Source organism: Sporolactobacillus sp. KGMB 08714, assembly GCF_036598985.1.
Lineage (GTDB): Bacteria > Bacillota > Bacilli > Bacillales > Sporolactobacillaceae > Sporolactobacillus.
In genome coordinates, this window is the sequence record NZ_JAUUBW010000056.1 from 72120 (window position 1) to 90302 (window position 18183).

The 18183-nt window shown below is 47.6% G+C and carries 18 protein-coding genes and 4 riboswitches; of the genes, 3 read left to right on the forward strand and 15 right to left on the reverse strand.

Going from position 1 to position 18183, the window contains the following annotated elements; translation table 11 throughout:
* Window positions 1-29 precede the first annotated feature (29 nt).
* Both Q6A92_RS17700 and Q6A92_RS17705 read right to left on the reverse strand, forming a co-directional pair.
* Complete coding sequence (locus Q6A92_RS17700; protein ID WP_274398198.1) at window positions 30-1049, reverse strand: GerMN domain-containing protein; 1020 nt, start codon at window positions 1047-1049, stop codon at window positions 30-32.
* Window positions 1050-1595: 546 nt separating this feature from the next.
* The gene (locus tag Q6A92_RS17705) at window positions 1596-2525 is read right to left on the reverse strand and encodes a S66 peptidase family protein (protein WP_332238932.1); all 930 of its coding nucleotides are present in this window, start codon (window positions 2523-2525) and stop codon (window positions 1596-1598) included.
* Between the two features lie 284 nt (window positions 2526-2809).
* Here Q6A92_RS17705 and Q6A92_RS17710 point away from each other — a divergent pair, with 284 nt between their 5' ends.
* Together Q6A92_RS17710 and Q6A92_RS17715 are read left to right on the forward strand one after the other, a co-directional pair.
* Window positions 2810-3097 carry a hypothetical protein gene (locus Q6A92_RS17710; RefSeq protein ID WP_274398200.1) on the forward strand — a complete coding sequence of 96 codons (288 nt, stop codon included), beginning with the start codon at window positions 2810-2812 and terminating at the stop codon, window positions 3095-3097.
* Between the two features lie 446 nt (window positions 3098-3543).
* Complete coding sequence (locus tag Q6A92_RS17715) at window positions 3544-3675, forward strand: YjcZ family sporulation protein (protein WP_443029756.1); 132 nt, start codon at window positions 3544-3546, stop codon at window positions 3673-3675.
* A 724-nt stretch (window positions 3676-4399) separates the two neighbouring features.
* On the opposite strand, the gene Q6A92_RS17720 is transcribed toward Q6A92_RS17715, so the two are convergent.
* The 10 genes from Q6A92_RS17720 to Q6A92_RS17765 all read right to left on the reverse strand — a co-directional run bounded on the left by Q6A92_RS17720 (window position 4400) and on the right by Q6A92_RS17765 (window position 13404).
* The gene (locus tag Q6A92_RS17720) at window positions 4400-4624 is read right to left on the reverse strand and encodes a hypothetical protein (protein ID WP_332238933.1); all 225 of its coding nucleotides are present in this window, start codon (window positions 4622-4624) and stop codon (window positions 4400-4402) included.
* Between the two features lie 250 nt (window positions 4625-4874).
* On the reverse strand, window positions 4875-5216 hold the full coding sequence (locus tag Q6A92_RS17725) for a hypothetical protein (protein ID WP_274398259.1): 342 nt from the start codon (window positions 5214-5216) through the stop codon (window positions 4875-4877).
* 11 nt (window positions 5217-5227) lie between these two features.
* A riboswitch (SAM riboswitch) is annotated at window positions 5228-5327 on the reverse strand.
* 73 nt (window positions 5328-5400) lie between these two features.
* Window positions 5401-5505: riboswitch (SAM riboswitch) on the reverse strand.
* 105 nt (window positions 5506-5610) lie between these two features.
* Window positions 5611-5886, reverse strand: a complete 276-nt coding sequence (locus tag Q6A92_RS17730; RefSeq protein WP_274398260.1) for a LysR family transcriptional regulator — start codon at window positions 5884-5886, stop codon at window positions 5611-5613.
* 408 nt (window positions 5887-6294) lie between these two features.
* The gene (locus Q6A92_RS17735) at window positions 6295-7125 is read right to left on the reverse strand and encodes a MetQ/NlpA family ABC transporter substrate-binding protein (RefSeq protein ID WP_274398261.1); all 831 of its coding nucleotides are present in this window, start codon (window positions 7123-7125) and stop codon (window positions 6295-6297) included.
* A gap of 61 nt (window positions 7126-7186) precedes the next feature.
* Entirely contained in the window at window positions 7187-7852 is a 666-nt protein-coding gene (locus tag Q6A92_RS17740) for a methionine ABC transporter permease (RefSeq protein WP_274398262.1), read from the reverse strand.
* Window positions 7849-8871: a methionine ABC transporter ATP-binding protein gene (locus Q6A92_RS17745; protein WP_274398263.1), complete on the reverse strand. Its 1023-nt coding sequence runs from the start codon at window positions 8869-8871 to the stop codon at window positions 7849-7851. The genes Q6A92_RS17740 and Q6A92_RS17745 overlap by 4 nt, the downstream gene beginning before the upstream one ends.
* A gap of 208 nt (window positions 8872-9079) precedes the next feature.
* Window positions 9080-9202, reverse strand: a riboswitch (SAM riboswitch).
* Between the two features lie 656 nt (window positions 9203-9858).
* Window positions 9859-10083: a helix-turn-helix domain-containing protein gene (locus Q6A92_RS17750; protein WP_010026148.1), complete on the reverse strand. Its 225-nt coding sequence runs from the start codon at window positions 10081-10083 to the stop codon at window positions 9859-9861.
* 135 nt (window positions 10084-10218) lie between these two features.
* Window positions 10219-10995 carry a succinate dehydrogenase iron-sulfur subunit gene (sdhB, locus tag Q6A92_RS17755; protein ID WP_274398264.1) on the reverse strand — a complete coding sequence of 259 codons (777 nt, stop codon included), beginning with the start codon at window positions 10993-10995 and terminating at the stop codon, window positions 10219-10221.
* Window positions 10996-11007: 12 nt separating this feature from the next.
* Window positions 11008-12759: a succinate dehydrogenase flavoprotein subunit gene (sdhA, locus tag Q6A92_RS17760; RefSeq protein ID WP_274398265.1), complete on the reverse strand. Its 1752-nt coding sequence runs from the start codon at window positions 12757-12759 to the stop codon at window positions 11008-11010.
* Window positions 12760-12795: 36 nt separating this feature from the next.
* Window positions 12796-13404, reverse strand: a complete 609-nt coding sequence (locus Q6A92_RS17765) for a succinate dehydrogenase cytochrome b558 subunit (RefSeq protein ID WP_274398266.1) — start codon at window positions 13402-13404, stop codon at window positions 12796-12798.
* A gap of 195 nt (window positions 13405-13599) precedes the next feature.
* On the opposite strand from Q6A92_RS17765, the gene Q6A92_RS17770 reads away from it, so the two are divergent.
* The gene (locus Q6A92_RS17770) at window positions 13600-14124 is read left to right on the forward strand and encodes a YslB family protein (RefSeq protein ID WP_274398267.1); all 525 of its coding nucleotides are present in this window, start codon (window positions 13600-13602) and stop codon (window positions 14122-14124) included.
* Between the two features lie 86 nt (window positions 14125-14210).
* Here Q6A92_RS17770 and Q6A92_RS17775 read toward each other — a convergent pair whose 3' ends face one another.
* The 3 genes from Q6A92_RS17775 to trxA form a co-directional block, all read right to left on the reverse strand.
* Window positions 14211-15443: an aspartate kinase gene (locus Q6A92_RS17775; protein WP_274398268.1), complete on the reverse strand. Its 1233-nt coding sequence runs from the start codon at window positions 15441-15443 to the stop codon at window positions 14211-14213.
* 179 nt (window positions 15444-15622) lie between these two features.
* A riboswitch (Lysine riboswitch) is annotated at window positions 15623-15799 on the reverse strand.
* Between the two features lie 60 nt (window positions 15800-15859).
* Complete coding sequence (gene uvrC, locus Q6A92_RS17780) at window positions 15860-17641, reverse strand: excinuclease ABC subunit UvrC (RefSeq protein ID WP_274398269.1); 1782 nt, start codon at window positions 17639-17641, stop codon at window positions 15860-15862.
* Window positions 17642-17845: 204 nt separating this feature from the next.
* Complete coding sequence (gene trxA, locus Q6A92_RS17785) at window positions 17846-18163, reverse strand: thioredoxin (protein WP_274398270.1); 318 nt, start codon at window positions 18161-18163, stop codon at window positions 17846-17848.
* Window positions 18164-18183: the final 20 nt, after the last annotated feature.

Genomic DNA, 18183 nt, shown 5'->3' on the forward strand with positions numbered 1-18183 from the left:
GTTTACTATACCATATTTTTCTTAAAGGATTACAACCCGGCCGGACTCACCATCGAACGGGACACCGGGCCGCTAATCATTTTGCCGGATTCCAGCATCACCTTGTCCGAGCTGCCGACTTTGATCGATACAAGCCGGATTCCGTTCTCGCCTGTAAGCGTCAGAACGAGACAGCGGAGTGCATCGTCGCTGATTGTTTTTGCCGCCTTATCTGTAAATAACGCATCGTTGAAGTGAAGATAAACCACTCCGTTTTTGACCACCGGCTTCTCAACCAGTTCCGTATCCGGACTGAATGTCGAGATGAACACCGTTCCCGCCGGTTCACGTATTAGCGTATTGACCAGACTGTACAGACTGTCCGATCCGCTCCGGGCGATCCGGACCGTCACCGGAACGTCATAGGATTTTCCCTTGTTTGAAGACAAGTAGTAAACGGTTGCCGGCACGCTGTCCGCCACATCCGCCACGCCGCCGAACGTCTCATTGATTCCGTCCGAGCGGGTCAGCTCCTGGCCGACCGGCTGTTTGCTGTTCGGCCATCCGTTTAGCGCTTTACCGTTGACACGAATAGTTACCTTCTTAACGTTATCAAACTGAGTCAGTGTCCAGACAATCGACTGAACAATCCGGCCCTGATCACTGACCGGGGCGTCCAAAAGTTCTGACGAGAAATCGGCCGTCAGCAGCCCCTGCCGATCCAGGGAAACACTTTTGACCATGGTTCCCGCCGGCAGAACCGCCCGAAAACCATTGGGCAGAAGATCCGTCACCGGTCCGTCCTGGACGAGATAATCCAGCACTTGCCGGGCCGGAGCGGGTGAGGCCGGCAGCGCGACGGTCTGCGGTGCGAGAAGCCCGTTCTCATCGGACAGATAAAGCTCTCTCTGGACAGATTTTATATTATGTGCCGTTTTAGCCAGTTCCGATTTGTTTTTTACATACTGTACGCTGGACGGCTGGCGATCGGCGGCCGCCCCGCACCCCGCAAGCAAAGCCAGCGCCAGCAGCACGGCCGCTGCCGTAACAGATGATCGTCGATAGAACATGGCATACCCTCCCTGATCCCCATAGATTGTACTACCATGTATACGAACATCCCGGACAAGTAGACCAATGATCGGCAAAAATAGATTATGAATCCGAGAAAAACAGGCACGGATTAAAAGCGGAAATTCAGACAGCTTGTGTACCGACTGTTTCCATCCTGCTGACTTCACCGCCCAGAATCGCTGTACAGGCACTCCGGAATCCTCTTTCACACTATTTCGACGCGAATTTCCGGACAATGAGCACAGAATAAATATCAACGTCAGTGAAAATTTTTCAGTTTAACAAATTCCTATCATCAGGATAACGGCACAAGCCGCCGTCCGGAAAGTTCATGAACAGAAGGAAGCGGAGATAGTAAAGCCTGCCGATCGACAGGATTTAGGAGAAACCGGAGGCCTCGTTGCGACACGCCTGCAGAACGACGCGCTTTTGTCCGGCCGCGATACAGCCGTCCGCCGGAATTTTATGCTTCCTTAAAGTCTTAACAAACGAAGATATAGTTTTTAGTGTCAACAGGATCGGACAACGATGCCCGAATTTTCTTAAGAAGTTGCACTGACAGTGGGCTCCAGTACGGTCAGTGTGTTATTAACCGTATTTAAATTAACCGTGGCGCCGATGGGCATTGCAGCCTTATAATAGCCGTGCGCCGATGTGATATTAGTCATGAGCGGCTTCCCAAGCGGGACGAGAACGCTGGTGATCAGATCTTCGTAAGATGTCTGGTAGGCGTTTGGACAACGGGTGCACTCGCCTATAAGAATGCCGGAGCAGTCATCAAATTTCCCCGCCAGTTTCAAATGGCTAAAATAACGATAAACTGTGTTGGCCGGCGCATGCGTCTCTTCCAGAAATAAAATTTTATTGGTAGTATCGATTTCAAATTGTGTCCCCAAGGTTCCGACAAAAGATGTTAAATTCCCGCCGACAAGGGGGCCGGTTACGTTGCCCGGAATTCTGCTTACTAATGGTATGCCGGGCGGATTCTCGATCGTCCGCGATGCCGCAGTAGTAGAGGTTGCCGCAAAAAACTGGTTGTAATTATAACTAGGCGTATTCGGTGAAAAATCGAAAAGCAATAGACTATTGAAAGCAATCAGAGCGGCAAACTGGTACAGGCAATTCAACAAGATGGTGACATCGCTATACCCGCTGACAATCTTCGGATGACTGCGGATAAAATCAAAGTCCAGATAAGGAAGAATGCCGGCAACGCCGACACCGCCTCTTGAAGAAATAATCATTTTGACATCGTCGTTATGAAACAAGTCCATCAGATCTGATGCGCGTTCCTGATCCGTCCCGGCCAGAAATCCGGTCTGAGCATAAACATGCCGTCCGACAACCACTTGAAATCCCATATTCTGAAGGCCCTGAATGCCCTGATTGATCACGTTCGGATCTAATGGACTCCCCAGTGTTGCAATGCCGACCGTGTCTCCCGGCCGGAGCATCGGCGGTTTGGTAGCCATTACACTCCCTCCCTTTTACAGCTGCTAACATACTGTATTCAGCCGGAGCCTATAGGTGTAAGCGGATCGGATACTTTCTATATGGTCATGCCGTGTTTCGCGCACGATTCTCAGAATCGTTCATAAAAAGAAAAGATCATTCCACAGCTGCGTCCTATCCTCGCACCGACAGGCAGAGCGGCATCCCGAAGTTCCTTTAACAAAACATGCTTATTGCCTATTCCGCTCATCCCCAGACGCGCATAAATTAAAAAAGTATTTAAAACTTCGGGAGGCGCAGAGGCATGAACTTTGCTCAACCATTTGATGCTTCGTATTATCATGATTACAGAAATACAGATCCGGGTTTGTACCAGCGGCCCGTAAGCGAGGAGCAGCATGTACTTCATTTGATCGGTCCCGCCGTCAGCCACGGTTTGCGCGAAGCCCAGCATCTCGGCTATGAACATGCATTAAGAGAAGCTGTTGCAATTGGTTATTTAATGGGAAGAGGGCACGACTACCATACTGCCTGGAAAACAGTTGAATCATGGTGGCACGCGCCAGGAACACATTTGCCGACTCCGTATTGATAGTTTATCGGAAAAGGGAATCCGCTCAGGTTCCCCTTTTTTTCTGAGTGCCGTTCCCGCCCATCCGGATTCGTGGCCATTAAATGAAAAAGACCGCTTCGATCGGCGGAATTGCGGGAAAGGACATAAATGAAGTCTGATTTGTACTCTGATTATGGCCGATTTAAGGGTATTGGCTGCCGACCTTTTGAACGCCGCTGTCTTTTGTGGTTTACTGGTTTTCCTACTGCTGCGCGATGATCTCTGTTCAGACGAACCGCGGTATATTTTCGTGAACGGCGATAAAGTGACATTATTTAACTTTTGTAATTGTCACTAGGGATTTTTCTATCTGCAGACACATCTTTTTTTATTCTCAATCACTTGATCCCTTAATTAGGTTTTTTTATCTATCCATTTGTCCCCTTCATGATCGCTTGTCCGCTCATATAGTATATTACCACGTGATAAGGAGGTGCTTCGCTTTGGGATATGACGGCGGATATTGCGGCGGCGGGTACAATCCCGTCAGCAGCTTTGCTCTGATTGTTGTTCTGTTTATTCTGTTGATTATCGTCGGCGCTGCTTTCGTTTATTGATCAGGTGACGCCGTATCCGGATCCATAACCCATGTATGCATCACCCCTCCAAAAGGGTACCCCCGTGAGGTGCCCTTTTGAACTTTCAAAACGGCTTGTAAGAGGCCGGAATATAATCAGGCACGCAAGGAATGTTGCAAAGCTTTAGCTTGGACTGCTTCGCCGGTCTGTATGAAAATGTAAGCTGATTAATCTTGCCGCGGTTAATTGTTTGTCTATTATAAAGATTCATTGTCTTTCCATACATATTGTATGTGCCGCCATTTTAATAGAGGGGGATGCTTTGCGTGTTTAAATACATTTTATGCTATCTATTGAAATAAACACATACCGATTATCTGGCCTTTTTTGCCCAAGGCATAGAGAAAATGCCTTCTTTTGAGCAGGGAGGTTCAAAGAGAATAAAATAAAAATTTTTATTTTAAAGCACATGATGATCTTACCGGAGATGCAATAAAATACATCGTACTTGCTTCAGAAGAAGATCCGTTCGCGCCATTGGTTGGCAGTTGGATGTGTTAAAAACACATCGAACGAAGCAGAAAGACTGTCCGCATCGAGGATGAATCGATCAAAAAGGTCTATCTGCGTGTGAAAAAGCGAGAAAAAAAGAAGCCTCTCATAAGTTCAGGTGAACAGATGAGAAGCGTTGATTTATATATTTCGACACACAGTCGGTACATAGTCTTGCCTAATCCTCTGAACCCCCTTGATAGATAAGAGGTTAATTCATTTTCCCCATCATGTCCATCATTGAGGACATCATTTCATCACATTTGTGCATACAGCTCATCATATCATCCTTGTTCATCATCATGTCCTTGCCCGACATTCGTTCCATCATCATATGCATGTACTTCATCTGAGTCATCATTTTTTCCATTTCCATCATCATCATCATATCCATCGGCATCATCATTGATTGGTTCATCATATCTGTTTTTTCCATTGTAAATTCCTCCAAATGTGATAGTTGCGGAAGAAAAGCACGTTTTACCCTTTCGATGATGCCTCTCTCCACAACCTAAATTTACCATGAAAAATGGACACAATCAAAGCAAATCTGCAGTTTGAAAAAAATTGAAACACTAATAGGACGTGAAAAGCAGTATTCACGCCTTTTTTTCATAACTGATTCATAAAAAAATTCTATCTATCAACCAACAAAACTGCGCCGCCAAGCATTTCAACCTGTCATTTCAGCCGAAAATTTGTTGATTCCGACAGTTCAGTTGATCAATCTTGCGTCCCAGATCCAGCCTTTTCTGCTTCAATCTGAAAAGCTCTTTTGTAAATTGATCGGAGACTTTCCTCACATCGCAGCCGTGCAGACGATACAATTCAAGAATCCGGCGATTTACTTTACGATACTGTTGTTTCAGATTCTTTTCCTTCTGTCCGGCCGGCCCAAGCCTGCTCCTTTGAAGTTCGGCCAATTTAGCCTTAATTTCATCCTGCCATTTTTTATCGTGAAGTTCGCCGGCATAAAGAAACAAGTCCAGATAATTATCGACACAGGCATAATCCGCGTGATTCAACACTTCTACATCCCTTCTTATCTTCATTAATCGTCCGGAATTAGCACAGCGCTCTGAAAAGAGTCCGTTGCTGAGGTTTCACGGGGCCGGTCCCTCCGCCTCTCTTGATAAGAATGATGGCAGTTAAAAAATAAAAACGATTATTTTTTCCTTTATAAGAAAAATAACCGCTTCAGTCGTTTTATTTTTCTTATCTGCCAGATTAGATCTGCTGGAATTAACACCGTACACAATTTTATGTGCTGGTTGTCGGGTTTCATCGGGCCAGTCCCTCCGCCTCTCTTGATAAGAATTATTTAATTGACTATATTCTATCTTAAACCGTTCCTTGTGTCAATAACATTTTTTTAAAACTCTATCCATGGATTGAGCTGCCTCATTTCCGACCGCGGACCTGTCAGTCTTTCTTTGTATCTCCATTTTCCAGCTTCGATAAGGCTTTTTTATAAGTACCCACCATACGTTTGGCATAAGGGATCAGAATCTCTCCCTGTTCCGACAATTTGACACCGCGCCCGTTCTTTACAAAGAGCTCCGCGTTCAATTCTCTCTCCAGAGCCTGGATACGGGAAGAGATCGACGGCTGTGATAAAAAGAGTTTTTCCGCCGCCAGATGGAAACTGTGATATTTGACAACGGCAAGGAAGGCGTCCAGTTGATCAATCGTCATCATTCAGTCACTTTCCTTTAGAAGCATCTTATATGTGGGCAATCCAATTGCGGAGGCATAGATTCATAGATCGTTGTCTTTTCAATAAAGCAGCACTTTCAATCAAAAATTTTGGAGGAACCCTTTTTCATGCTCTTTCAATAAAAGCGATTTAATCATACACTTTTCTCCGAGCCTCGCGGAAAACAGCTCTCTCGAATCTCTGATCAGGCTTATCATTGCTACGAGCTTACGCCCTATCGTACAATCTGTCAATCATTATTCCTATTATTTATATATGATTTATCTGAATATGACTTTTGCAATTGTAAAACGATCCTATGTAAAAATCCGCTCCCGATTTTTCAGACCGGAAACGGATCCTTTTGTGTCGTGCCTATTCCATTAAAATCATTTGCCGGTCGCTTCAATTCAATCGGAGACCGGAAGAATGGCTCCCTTATACTTCGTGTTGATAAAATCCTGAATCGTTTTCGAATGAAGCACCTTTACAAGTTCCTTAATTGCTTTCTTGTTCTGATCGCCCTTTCGAACGGCAATGACGTTGGCATAAGGCGATTGCGATCCTTCAAGAATAAGCGCGTCCTTTTTCGGATTCAGATTCGCCTGCAGCGCATAATTGGTATTGATCGCAAACAGGTCGGCCGCGTTATTTTGATAAGCCTTAGGCAGCAGCGCAGGATCGATCGGCTGCAGGAATTTTAAATGCTTGATATTGTCGATATCATTGAGTGTCGCTGTCACCTTATCAACGCCCGATTTGATTTTCACGAGCCCCTTTGACTCAAGCAGCATCAGGATGCGGCCCTGTTCCGCTTTATTGTTGCTTATCTGGACGGTCGCTCCGTCCTTTATGTCGCTGACATTCTTATATTTCTTTGAATAAATGCCGAAGGGTTCGATGTGTATTTTACCGACACTCACGAGATCTGTATGATTCTGCTTATTATATAAGTTCAAGAAAGGAATATGCTGAAAATAGTTTGCGTCGATTTGCTTCGAAGCGAGCGCCTTGTTCGGAAGGACATAATCCTGGAACACTTTGACTTCCAGATTGATCCCTTCTTTCTTAAGAATAGGCGCTGCTTTTTTCAGGATCTCGGCGTGCGGAACCGGCGAAGCGCCGACAACCAAAGTTACCGGCTTCTGAGTGCTTGATCCGCTCCCGCTGCTCTTCCCGCAGGCGGCCATCACAAAAACAACAGCTAAAATCAGTGATACGACAAGTATTTTCCTCTTCATAGTCAATCCCCCCGTTAAGTTATGCTGATCGGATCGGAACCCGTCTCAGTCTGTCTATCTATTATCTTTTATCCACGTGGCGTACGATAATATCGCCGATAATCTGGACAATAAAAACAATGACCAGAACAAATATTGTTGCAACAAAAGTCACATCATTATTGTTTGCTTCAAATCCGTCATTATAAGCCATTGTGCCGAGCCCGCCGGCTCCGACAACTCCGGCTATTGCCGTATTGCCGACCAGAGCGATCAGCGTGACCGTCATGCCCGAAATAATCGACGGCATCGACTCGGGAAGCAGGACTTTCCAAATAATTTGCATCCTGCTCGCTCCCATGGATTGCGATGCTTCGATCACTCCCTTGTCCACTTCACGCAGACCAATTTCAACGAGCCGGGCGAAAAACGGAGACGCTCCGATGATAATGGACGGCAGTGCGGCGGAAGAACCGATCATCGTGCCGATAATCAGGACGGTGAGCGGGATAAGCAGAATGATCAGAATGATAAACGGAATGGCACGAAAGATATTGACAAAGGATGACGTGATCCGATAGACGATCGCATTTTCGTACAGGCCCCCCTTTGCAGTTAAAAAGAGGACAAGTCCCAGAATAACCCCGAAAATAAAGGTAAAGACTCCCGAAACGAGCGTCATATAGACCGTCTGACCCGTCGCCGTCAACATCCCCATCCAGTCGACATTTGGAAAAAGCTGACTCATGACGGCAGCACCTCAACATTCACGTGTTCAGATCTGATTTGTTCAATAGCGGCCTGAACGGAATCCCGGCGGCCGTTAATCAGGAGAATCAATGCCCCGTAAAAACCTTTTTGTGAGGGTGCCAGTTCACTGACAATCGTCGTCACACGAAGCGCCTCATCATGAAACAGCCTGTCCACGACGGACTGCTGATCGGTTTTCCCGTCAAAAAGAAGCTGCACGATTTTGCCGTCGGGATTGGCCGCCTGGAATTTTTCGATCCGGATCCGCTCTCGTAAAGGAGCTTCCACTTGTCCGACAAACTCCTTCGTGATCGCTTGCTGCGGGTTCAGAAAGACGTCCTTAACAGCTCCCTCTTCCACAATGCTCCCTTTGTTCAGAACGGCCACACGATTGCAGATTTTGTTGATTACGTGCATCTCATGAGTGATGACGACAATGGTGATACCGAGCGAACGGTTGATATCCGACAGAAGCTGCAAAATCGAATCGGTCGTTTTAGGATCGAGGGCGGAAGTCGCTTCATCACAAAGCAATACCGCCGGATTATTGGCAAGTGCACGCGCGATACCGACGCGCTGTTTCTGACCGCCGCTGAGCTGGGAAGGATAGGAAGACGCTCTTCCCTCCAGGCCGACAAGCCGGATCAGTTCATCGACGCGCTTCTCACGCTTTTCTTTGGACAGCCCGGACAGTTCGAGCGGAAATGCGATATTTTCAGCAACTGTCCTCGACCAGAGCAGATTAAAATGCTGAAAAATCATCCCGATTTGTTTTCTCCTCCGATTAAGTTCTTTCTCGGACAAGTCGGACAACACTTGCCCGTCTACTTCAACACGCCCTTCCGTCGGCTTCTCCAGTAAGTTAATCAGCCGAATCAACGTACTCTTGCCCGCGCCGCTGTAACCGATCACTCCGAAAATTTCCCCTTGTTTGACTTCAAGGTTTAAATCGGTTAAAGCCTTCACCGGGCCGGCACTTGTTTGATAGATCTTCTTTACATGTGTTAATCGAATCAAGCATTTTGCCCCGCTTTCAAAAGCCCTCTAACCCATTTTCAAAGAATTAAAGTCAGATGTATTTAATGGGTTATAAAAACGACAAATTCTACTTTCTTTCAGGACAGCCTTTAACAGCATCAGAATTTTTCTAATGCTTGCAACCCTCCCCCCTTACGTTTCCGAAAAATAAAAAAAACCCTCAAGAGAAGGGTTTGGCTGAAGACCCCTCTCATCTTTCAGAAAAACAATCTTTCTGCAGGAATTAGCACCTTCCAAGACTTGCCGAAACGTCAAATCTGGGGGTTGCCGGGCGTCATCGGGCCTGTCCCTCCGCCACTCTGGATAAGAGTTTGTTTCTTATTCATTTGTCGTGTTAATAATTTACCACTTGATCATAGATGTGTCAACCTGTCGAAAAATGTTTGAAATTTTAAACTATATATTTACACCTGTACAGCAATTTTCCTTCATTCATTGCCGCTGTGAAACTTTATAAATTAACGCGGGATCCTCCGGCGTTTGAAAAATCTGAGAACAGGAAATGCCGCTTTTCAAAATAAAAAAACTCGTGAATACGCTCAGCACGTCGCCGGCCATCCAGCAGCCGCAGCGAAATGAAAACCGTTCACGGGTTATCGGTCCCTGATTATTGGCCGGTCTTTGCTCTGAGGATCACTTCATTTATAAGATCCGGCCGGCACCCTTGATCGTCCTATAAACAAGGCGATCGGTCCTGTGGTCCGTCCGCATTTTCCGATCGCCCGTCGCAAACGATATAAAATTGTTTTTCTGTTCCGGCAGCCGTTTTCTGCCGCAGGTACGGCTCCTTCAATCGAACTTTCATTAAATCCGTCCCGGGGGAAATAAGTCCGGAATCCTTCCTAATCCAATGGCAGGAAATCGCCGGAAAGTTTGAGATTAATAACATTCGGGCGCGGAATCTGTCTATATTCCAGTTCACCCCGGGAAACAACAGCCGGCTCTTTTGTCAGGAGCCGGCCAGTGCTATAATTTTAATTCTCCGAGCCTGAGCAGTTCGACAACCGCCTGGGACCGTCCTTTCACACCCAATTTCTGCATCGTGTTTGAGATATGATTGCGGACGGTTTTTTCACTGATAAAGAGTTCTTTGGCAATGTCCCGGGTTGTTTTATCCTGAACAAGCAATTCAAAGACTTCTCTTTCCCTCTTCGTCAGCAACGGCTTTGGACGATGGTATTCTTCCTTCAACAATTCCCCCTCCTTGCTCAGCAGTAGAGCGGGCGGGGAAGGCTTTTAGTCCCTACATTTTATGAAAACGGCAAATGATTCGTGAGCGGGATTTTCAGAAAGAGCCGATATAAAATCCTGTCCGAATAAGTGCCATTACTGATTATTGTCGCTTCCGAAGAAGTCCCGGAAAGACTGCGCCATTGTCGCCCGGTTCAAGGCGGCAATCGATGTCGTCAGCGGAATGCCTTTCGGGCAAACCTCGACACAGTTCTGCGAGTTACCGCAGCCTTCGATTCCGCCCTTGCCCATAATGGTCCGCAGCCGTTCTGCTTTGTTCATCGCTCCGGTCGGATGGGTAACGAACAGTCTGACCTGTGAAAGCGGGGCGGGGCCGATGAAACTGGATTTACTGTTCACGTTCGGGCAGGCTTCCAGGCAGACGCCGCAGGTCATGCATTTGGCCAATTCATAGGCCCACTGGCGTTTGCTTTCGGCCATGCGCGGCCCGGCACCGAGATCGTACGTTCCGTCGATCGGAATCCATGCCTTTACTCTCTTTAAAGCGTCGAACATTCTGGTGCGGTCGACAATCAGATCGCGGACAATCGGGAAGGTGCCCATCGGAGCGAGATGAACAGGTTTTTCCAATTTATCGATCAATGCCGTGCACGCCTGGCGCGGCCTGCCGTTGATAACCATCGAACATGCGCCGCAAACTTCTTCCAGGCAGTTCATCTCCCACTGCGGAGCGGTGGTCTCCTCTCCTTTAGCATTCACCGGATTGCGCCGGATGGCCATTAAAGCTGAAATCACATTCATATTCTGCCGGTAAGGGACGTCAAAAGCCTCTTCATAAGGGGTCGCATCCGGCCCATCCTGTCGTTTAATGATTAGCCGCACGGTTTTTGTTGCTGTCTCAACTTCACTCATGATCTTTCCCCCTTAATGCGCTTTTGTGTAGTCACGTTTCCGCGGCTTAATCAGCGAAATGTCGACATCTTCGTATTCAAAGTCGGGGCCGTTTTTAGCCGGATTGAATTTTGCCTTAGTCGTTTTCAGCCAATCCGGATCATTTCTGTCGGGAAATTCCGGTTTATAATGAGCGCCGCGGCTTTCATTCCGGTTATACGCCCCAAGCGTGATGACGCGGGCGAGTTCAAGCATATTCCAAAGCTGGCGGGTAAAAGAGGCACCGCTGTTGTTCCATTTTGACGTATCATTAATATCGATATTTTTATAGCGTTCCATTAATTCCTGAATTTTTTCGTCTGTCTGGAGCAGCGTCTTGTTTTCACGGACAACAGTCACATACTTCGTCATCCATTCACCGAGCTCTTTATGCAGCACATAAGCGTTCTCCTTACCGTCGAGGCCCATGATGCCTTCAAACTTTTCCTGTTCCTTTTTAAGGGCATCATCATAAAGCTTGGAGGAAATATCATCGCTCTGTTTATCAAGATTCTCCACATAACGGACAGCATTGGGTCCGGCAACCATGCCGCCGTAAATTGCCGACAGCAGTGAATTGGCGCCGAGACGATTGGCGCCGTGATACTGATACTCGCATTCGCCGCAGGCGAACAGGCCCTTGATATTCGTCATCTGGTTAAAATCGACCCACATTCCGCCCATTGAATAGTGAACAGCCGGGAAGACGCGCATCGGCACTTTGTGTGGATCTTCACCGACAAATTTCTCATAGATATCAATAATACCGCCCAGTTTGACATCGAGCTCATGATTGTCCTTAAAGGAGAGATCAAGATAAACCATATTCTCCCCGTTAAGCCCCAGGTGCTGATTTATACAAACATCAAAGATTTCGCGCGTTGCAATATCCCGCGGAACGAGGTTTCCGTAATGCGGATATTTTTCTTCAAGGAAGTACCACGGCTTTCCGTCTTTATACGTCCAAATCCGTCCTCCTTCGCCGCGGGCGGATTCGCTCATCAGCCTCAGCTTGTCCTCACCGGGAATAGCCGTCGGATGGATCTGAATAAATTCACCGTTAGCAAAATAGACGCCCTGCTGATAAAGGCTCGATGCCGCGGATCCGGTATTAATCATTGAGTTCGTTGACTTGCCGAAGATAATGCCGAGGCCGCCGGTCGCCATGATGACCGCGTCCGCTCGGAACACCGAGATCTCCATCGATTTCATATTCTGAACGACAATTCCCCGGCACACCCGATCTTCATCAAGAACAGCCGAGAGAAATTCGACATACTCATGTTTATGAACGAGTCCCTCGGTTTCAAACCGTCTGACCTGTTCATCCATCGCATAGAGAAGCTGCTGGCCTGTCGTAGCGCCCGCATAAGCCGTCCGGTGGTACTCGGTCCCGCCGAAGCGCCGAAAATCGAGCAGCCCTTCAGACGTACGGTTGAACATGACGCCCATGCGGTCCATTAAATGAATGATGCCCGGTGCCGCCTCGCACATCGCCTTGACCGGCGGCTGATTGGCGAGAAAGTCGCCGCCGTAAATCGTATCGTCAAAGTGCTGCCACGTTGAATCGCCTTCGCCTTTTGTATTGACGGCACCGTTAATGCCTCCCTGCGCGCACACGGAATGCGACCGCTTAACCGGAACTACTGAAAATAGTTCGACTTCAACACCTGCTTCCGCTGCTTTTACCGTGGACATTAAACCGCCGAGGCCCCCGCCTACAACGATAATTTTTCCTTTACTCAATAGGCTCACCCCTTAATAGATTACTGAACTTGCTTTTTAAGCGATAAATGCGAATAGGGCCCGGATGCCGACATAGCCCAGCAGAACAAAAATGACGGCGACCACATAAGTGCCGATTCTTTGCGAGTGCGGGGATACAAGAATGCCCCAGTGCACACAGAACGACCAAAGCCCGTTAGAGAAGTGAAAAACAGCTGACAGGATTCCGATCATATAAAAAGCAATCATCCATGGATTGGTGAGAAGATGGGCCATCATTTCATAATTCAATGGCGTCCCGAGTGCCATGGCAACTCTTGTTTCCCAGACATGCCAGGCAAGAAAAATAACCAGAAACAAACCGGACAGCCGCTGCAGCAAAAACATCCAGTTTCTAAAAAAGCCAAAATTTCCGACATTATTTTTTGCCGTAAATGCCATGTAAATTCCGTAAATTGCGTGATACAAAATCGGTAAATAGATTAAAACGATTTCCAAAAAGAGCAGATATGGAAGATGTTCCATAAAAGACGCCGCTTGATTGAAGGCGTCCGATCCCTTGGTTGCCTGAAAGTTGACAGTCAGGTGGACTATCAGGAACAGACCGACGGGGATAACCCCCAGCAGAGAATGCAGACGGTGCCAGGCGAAATCATTTTCAGCCATGATGCTTCCCCCTCCGACAGAAATGTTAGCGCTTATATTTGGCCGGTTGTGAATCTTTAATGACATTTTTTTGTCACAAATTCATTGTAACCCTCGGTTTTTTGACAGTCAAATGAAAAATTGAAAACGCTGTCTTTTATGGCCGTAGTGATTTGAAGGAAAAAAAGATATAATAGTCGGAGAGGAGATGAAGAAATGACACGAGGCGACATCTATCCGCAGCCCGAGCACTTTGGCGATGCCAGCGTTCCGGCTTTCGGTTATGAGTTGATCAGAAACGAATTGATACCCGAACTGCTCGGGGAAGAAACCGCATCGATTCTTTATTGGTCCGGGCGAAAGATCGCAAGGCACTACCCGTTGGATAACGAGGAGCAGCTGGCGGATTTTTTCACACAGGCCGGATGGGGAACATTAACGATGCTCGAAAAGGGGAAAAGCAAAATTACTTTTGATTGCCGTTCAGCCCTCATTGAATCAAGAATTAAGGATCATCCCGAATCCGTTTCTTTTGCTCTGGAGGCCGGTTTCATTGCCGAGCAAATGCAGCGGATTCTCGGATTTATGGCGGAGAGCTATACGGATATACGGAAAGGCCGTGAAAAGAAAGCCTTATTTACAGTTAAATGGGACGCGAAAGATCCGATTGACAGAAACACAGAGCCGGCGACGCGGACTGCCCGAAAAAAAATGAAAAACGATACGCTCGGCTCATTTTAAATAGCATTTAAAAAATAAAAGAAGCCCGCCGGGATTTATGATTGTCTCCGGGGACTTTTTTTTTACGGCCTGTGCGCAGAATTGAATCAAAAACGGATCGATTCCTGCTCCGCAAGGTGAAAAGTTTCATGAAGCGTATCCAGTGCTTCCAGAAGCTTGTCTTCATCGATGATTGTCGAAACCTTAATTTCAGAAGTGCTGATCATCTTGATTTTGATATTTTCGGCAGCCAGTGCATGAAACATCCGGGCAGCCACCCCGGGATTTGAGGCCATGCCGGAGCCGATAATTGATACTTTGGCCAGTTCGGATTCAAAAACCAGCTGGTGAAAGGCCAGTTCTTTCACCTGAGCGCGCAGCACTTCAACCGTTTCGTTCAGTACATCGCGATCAATTGTAAACGAAAGGCTTGTTTTTTCCTCGTTAAGTACATTCTGAACGATCACATCAATATTGATGTGCCGCTTGGCGAGCGCATCAAACACCCGCGATACTGCGTCGACACTGTTCGGAAGGCCAAGCAATGTCACTTTCGTTACGTTTTTCTCAAATGCAAGTCCTCTGACGGCCTTTGACTTCTCCATTGCTACTTCCTCCTTAATGACCGTGCCTTCTTCATCTGTAAAAGATGAGCGTACAACCAGTTCGATATGGCTGTTCTTCGCATATTCGACGGCCCTCGGGTGGAGAACACCCGCACCAAGGTAAGCCATTTCAAGCATCTCATCATAGCTGATTTCTTTCAGCTTCCTGGCCTTGCCGACATAACGCGGATCTGTTGTAAAGACACCAGTGACATCCGTGTAAATTTCACATTTTTCGGCACCGAAAGCCGAAGCCAGTGCGACGGCCGACGTGTCCGATCCACCGCGCCCGAGCGTCGTGATCTCACCTTTTTCCGTAACCCCCTGGAAGCCGGCGACGATGACAACCCGTCCTTCTTTCAAGTGCGGGCGGATCTGTGATGTATCGATGGACCCGATCCGTGCACACTCATGAACGTCCTCTGTCCTGATCCCTGCCTGCCAGCCCGTAAAAGAAATCGCCGGGCAGCCGCGTTCAATCAGTACCATCGCCAGGAGAGCGATCGTCACCTGTTCACCCGTCGACAGGAGGACGTCCATCTCCCGTTTTGACGGCCTGTCCGAGATCTCACCAGCCATCGACACCAGTTCGTCCGTTGTCTTGCCCATCGCAGAAACGACGACAATCAGCTGACTGCCGGCCTTCTTCCTGTCGATGATCCTGTCCGCGACCTTCTGAAGCCGCTCCACCGTCGCTACCGATGTTCCACCAAACTTCATCACTGTTAAAGCCACTCTTCCTCGCTCCTTTAGTTATTGGCCGGCATAAGATCTGCCGCCGCCCCTCTCTCGCCCTCTATACAGAAACAGCGGGACCCTTGAAAGAGCACGTACTTCCTTAAATTTCGAACATCTTCGCTGATAAAAAGAACAGCGAGAATCCCCGCTGCTGAACAATCGAACGTTTTCCAACATGCTGAGATAGTTCTCCACACCCATGAGTGTGACAGCTCTGCGCTTATTCAGCGCAGATCCAGCCGGCTGCGTGATGAACCGCTTCCGGCTTCGGCAGGCTCCCCTTTCCGCCGCGGTCGGTGAAGTTCACCCTTCTCGCGCGGTTTAGTCATGAAGACCGCTCCTCTATCACTAGATATTTGAAAAAATTAAGTTACGGAAATTATAACAAAATTCATGTTTTGAAACAACACCTTTTAAGAAGGATCGCTCAAATATTTTTTAACGTTCTCCGCTATTTTATGCGGCAGGCCGGCTTCCATTAAATTCTCGCTGCTTGCCTCGCGAATTTTCTTTACAGAGCCGAATTTCCGCAGCAGTGCTTGCTTCCGCTGTTTGCCGATTCCCGGGATATCGTCCAGTACGGAATGGATCATCGCTTTGTTCCTGACCTGCCTGTGGAATGTAATAGCAAAGCGGTGCACTTCATCCTGAATGCGCTGCAGCAGATAAAAAGCCTGACTGTTTCTGGCAAGAGGAACAGGCAGCGACTGCTCGCCCGCGACCAGCTGCGAAGTCCGGTGCTTATCATCCTTGACAAGGCCGCAGACAGGAATATAAAGGCCGAATTCATTTTCCAGAACATCAATGGCTGCGGCAAGCTGTCCTTTGCCGCCGTCGATCAGAATCAGATCCGGCAGAACAGCAGCCTCTTTAAGCAGCCTCGTATAGCGGCGGCGGACGACCTCTTTCATTGTCGCGTAATCATCCGGACCTTCGACCGTCTTAATGCGGTATTTACGATAATCGTTTTTTTTCGGGCGGCCGTCCTCAAAAACAACCATGGCCGAAACGGGATCCGTTCCCTGAATATTTGAGTTGTCAAACGTCTCGATCCGGTGCGGTGCCGGCATGTCCAGTGCTTTTCCGAGCTGTTCGACGGCGCCGACCGTTCGTTTTTCGTCGCGTTCAATTAAAGCGAATTTTTCTTTAAGAGCAATCTGCGCATTTTTAACCGCCATCTGCACAAGCTCTTTTTTCCGCCCGCGCTGCGGCTGAAGGACGGCGGTTTTCAACATCTGTCCGGCAAGCTGCCGGTCAACCTGATTAGGGATCAGCACTTCTTTGGGTTTGATATGATTCCGGCGGGAATAAAATTGGCCGATAAAAGTCAGAAAATCCTCTTCCGGTTCCTGATAAAAGGGAAACATCGACGCATCGCGCTCGATTAATTTTCCCTGGCGCATAAAGAAGACCTGAACACACATCCATCCTTTGTCGTAGGCATAGCCGAATATATCCCGGTCATCAAGATCGTTAAGAATCACTTTCTGCTCTTCCATCAAAGTCTCGATGCTGCGGATCTGATCGCGCAGCTCTTTGGCTTTTTCAAAATTCAGCCGGTTTGACGCGTCGATCATTTCCTGTTTCAGCCTGAGTTTTACTTCCTGATAGCCGCCGTTCAGAAAATGGGTGATTTCTTCGGTCATTTTCTGAAACGTTTCCTTCGGTATATCATTGACGCATGGCGCAAGGCACTGACCGATATGGTAATACAGACAGACGCGATTCGGCAGGGTCCGGCATTTCCGAAGCGGATAGAGACGGTCAAGCAGCCGCTTGGTTTCATTTGCCGCCGTGACATTCGGATAAGGGCCGAAATATTTACCGCTTTTCCGATTGACTTTTCGCGTAATGATCAGGCGGGGATACGTCTCTGAAGTCAGTTTGATATAAGGATAACTTTTATCATCCTTAAGCATGATATTGTATTTAGGCTCATATTTCTTAATCAGATTGATTTCGAGCAGCAGGGATTCGATTTCCGAGGATACGACGATATACTCAAAATCGGCAATATCGGCAACAAGGCGCTGCGTCTTGGCATCGTGCGACCCGCTGAAATAGGAGTGAACGCGATTGAACAGATTTTTGGCTTTTCCGACGTAGATAATTTCCCCCTGCATATTTTTCATTTGGTAACAGCCCGGCTGTTTCGGCAGCAGGCTGAGTTTCTCTTTAATTTTTCGGCTGGCCATGTTTCCTTCATCCTTTACAAAAACTGTGAAGCAGAGTATCGAATAAAATAGAAAACCTGCATCTTTTTATTATCACTGAGATGGGCAAAAGATTCAACCATCTCTCACGGAACTGCGGAGAAACAGAAAACCGGAGTCAAAAACGCTTTGCGCGTTTCTGCTCCGGTTCTTGCGGATGCTTCCCGATCCGTTTTACAGTAGTAATCAGCCGATGTGCTGCTTGATACGGTCAACGAGAGCTTCCTTCGGTGTAAAGCCGACAACCTTATCGGCAATTTCGCCGTCTTTAAAGAGAAACATCGTCGGAATGCTCATCACGCCGAATTTGCTTGCAGTCGCCTGATTTTCATCAACGTCAAGCTTGACGATTTTCAGTTTATCCGATAATTCGGAATCGACTTCTTCAAGAACCGGAGCCATCATTTTGCACGGGCCGCACCACGTCGCCCAAAAATCGGCCAGCACAAGTCCTTTCGATGTTTCATCCGCAAAATTTGCGTCATTTACCTGATTGATAGCCATGGAATCATGACCTCCTTGTA